The organism is Candidatus Cardinium hertigii (genome assembly GCF_003788695.1).
In genome coordinates this window covers 96,397-99,260 of record NZ_RARA01000025.1, presented here as the reverse complement: position 1 = coordinate 99,260, position 2,864 = coordinate 96,397, and the positions used below count along the sequence as shown (strand labels likewise).

The following is a 2,864-nucleotide window of genomic DNA, read 5'->3' as shown; positions in this document are numbered from 1 at the left end:
GCTCAACTAAAAGCTTTCAGAAACTCTTTGATAGAGTGTGCATACGAGCTAAAGTGAAAATCCGACCCGGGCGATTATATAGTCGTGACAAGGTGGATAAACCTAAACGGCATCATGTCTTTAGGAGGGTCTGCTAATCATGAATTCCCTTAAGTTGACGCCATTGTCCGTTCACTTGCGTGGCAGTCATATTTTATGTATACGCTCACCTGCATGGCAGCCACATTTTATAGATTATAGCAAATGGCTAATATTTAATAATTGATGATTTTATCCATTTTTTTTAAAACTACTTATTTTAAAGCTACTTTTTTTGCTTGATCAAAAAAAGTAGCCAAAAAAAATCAAGCGCTAGTGAAAAAACTGCTGAAAATAAAGAAAAAAAACCGAAAATCAAATCTCGCTCCTACGGTTACTCAATGGATTTGGAAAGCTGGCAAGGCGCGCGAGGGTGAAGCGCACGCAGCATAGTACTCACTATGTGAGTTCGCCCCATGATGTATATGCATACATCTGGGGACCCCAAGTACGCTGAATCCCGAAGCGGAACAGGGGTCCCCACCAGATAATATATCTGGTGGGGTAAAGCATAGCCAGCTTTTCAAAGACGAAGAGTAGGCTCAGACAGGCTGATTTTCTTTTATTTTTTCCTTTCTTTTCTTTCCACAGTTTTTTCAAGGCGCATTTTCTGTAAAATTACATTATTGCGCTATTGCTAAATACGAACGTGAAAAAATACGCATAGACTACACCACTGAACAGATACTTTTATTTTTTGCGTTGAGCTATGATATATTCCAAATATTGAACTACCTCCTTTTTCCCAGCTTCTTTAGCATAATCCAATGCTGTTTGCTTATTACATAAGATATAAGAAAACGTAACGGGACTAGAAAATTGTTGAGAAAATTGAGTAATCTGCAATTGTTTCATATGTTCTAATACATCTTTATACCGATCATATCTAATCTGAGCATGTAAATCCACCCCTTGATCAACGAGGTACTCTACTAATTTCAAATGCCCTTCCCTAGCAGCTAAATGTAAAGGCGTTTCATCAAAAACAGCTTTTATCTCTATACTAGCCCCTTTACTCTCCAAAAATTGGACGATTTCTAAATGCCCTTTCTTTGCAGCAAGGTGCATTGCTGTATAACCAGATTCACTCTGGATCAACTGGGCATGTATATCAGCTCCCAGTTCATATAAACATTTTACTACAGCTAAATGACCACGGGCAGCAGCATTCATCAATGGTGTTAATCCAATGTTACTCTTGCTATCCACATTTGCTCCGTTAGCATGCAAAAGTTTTACTAGCGAGATATGCCCGCTTGAAGCAGCGTGATGTAAAGGCATAATATTTTCATCATCAGGGGCGTCTACAATAGCCTTTCCCTCTTCAATTAAAAATTTTGCTACTTGCAAACAACCTTTGTTAGCAGCAAAATACAAAGGAGGTGTACCATACTTATCGCGAATATCCACATTGGCACCTCTTCGGACAAGCAATTGTACTATAGGAAGTAGAGAATCATCCTCAGAGGCCAAATGCAAGGCTGCTATACCTTTATGATTTTGAGTATTAATATTTGCTCCTTGGTCAAGTAAATATTTTACTGTGTTTCTATGACCTGCTTCGGAAGCTAATATGAGAGCGGTATCCCCGTTCTTATCAGGAGTGTCTATATTAACTCCTTGCTTAAGTAATTGCTTAACGCGAGCTATTTTGCCTTGCTTGGCAGCATGATGTAAGATTGGGCCTATATCAGGCAAGCTATTGCTAGAGCTAGGAACATTAGAATTAGAAGCAGTAGATTGTGCACCTATCTTGTGATTAACACGGTAAGCGGAATCAACGCATCCACTAAGCGTGATTAATAACATCAAATGTACACACAGAAAGTTGGAATATGTCATATACTTTTTAATTTTAAAAATTACTGGTGGTACTATCACTGCATACCATTTATTAGCTATTTTATTTATTAGCTTAAAGCTTGCTTTTTTACTAATGGTACTACTGTATAAGTAATAAAATTTCCACCAAAAAGCAAATCATGAAGGCTCAAAGTAGTAAGACCGTATCTTTTTTTGATCAAACAAAAAAAGTAGCTTTAAAAAAGATGGATAAAATCATCAATTGCTGAGCTAATTTATAATTTGAAAATAAAAAGCAATCCTAGTCAAAAAACCTTTCTTGTCCTGCTTGAATGGCCATATTATGGTACACTTTTTGGACATCATCGTGATCATTTAACGCATCTATAAGCTTAATAAGCTTAGGTAAATCCGCATCATGCACTTCCACAAGAGTATATGGAATATATTGTAAACCAGCATATATTGGTGTAACAGCAAGTTTTTCTAACTGTTTTTGTAATTTCCCGAAGTGCTCTATAGCACAAGTAGCATAAATATATTCACCATCATTTTCTAATGTTTCTGCTCCGGAATCTATCAATGCTAATATAAAATCATCCACATGCTTGATATCAGCTGTAGCAATCGTAAAGACCCCTTTGTGATCGAATAAGAAAGATATAGCACCACTTTTTTCTAAGCTTCCTCCATATTTAGTAAAAATAGCCCGCACATTAGCTACTGTCCTCGTAATTTTTTCGGTCATGCACACAACCATAATAGCGACCCCCTTTGAACCATATCCCTCATATATAACTTCTTGATAATCATCCGCATCACTTTTATTTCCCTTGCTAATGGCACGCAGCATAGCCTCTTTAGGCATATTAGCCCCTTTCGCATTTTGGAGCGCCAAACGCAGTCGTGGATTGCATTCCGGTTCCGTTCCACCACTTCTGGCTGCTACTGTTATTTCCTTCACTAATTTTGTGAATATTTTA

The 2,864-nt window shown here is 37.4% G+C and carries 3 protein-coding genes and 1 pseudogene (1 of these 4 running past the window's edge); 2 read left to right on the top strand and 2 right to left on the bottom strand.

What is annotated here, in order from left to right; all coding sequences use genetic code 11:
• Positions 1-10 carry the 3' end of a 2-dehydropantoate 2-reductase N-terminal domain-containing protein gene (locus EDM02_RS03615; protein ID WP_123663157.1) on the top strand. 341 nt of this gene lie to the left of the window's left edge, so the window shows 10 of its 351 coding nt (coding positions 342-351); its start codon lies beyond the left edge, outside the window; the stop codon is at positions 8-10.
• Positions 3-137: pseudogene (locus EDM02_RS03610) on the top strand (IS4-like element ISWosp8 family transposase); the annotation flags it as partial. The gene EDM02_RS03615 and the pseudogene EDM02_RS03610, both read left to right, overlap by 8 nt.
• A 631-nt stretch (positions 138-768) precedes the next feature.
• On the opposite strand, the gene EDM02_RS03605 reads toward EDM02_RS03610, so the two are convergent.
• Both EDM02_RS03605 and EDM02_RS05815 read right to left on the bottom strand, forming a co-directional pair.
• Entirely contained in the window at positions 769-1,887 is a 1,119-nt protein-coding gene (locus EDM02_RS03605; protein WP_260215046.1) for an ankyrin repeat domain-containing protein, read from the bottom strand.
• A 295-nt stretch (positions 1,888-2,182) separates the two neighbouring features.
• Positions 2,183-2,860 (bottom strand): YebC/PmpR family DNA-binding transcriptional regulator, encoded by a 678-nt coding sequence (locus EDM02_RS05815; protein ID WP_260215045.1) that lies wholly within the window; start codon positions 2,858-2,860, stop codon positions 2,183-2,185.
• Between the last annotated feature and the right edge of the window lie 4 nt (positions 2,861-2,864).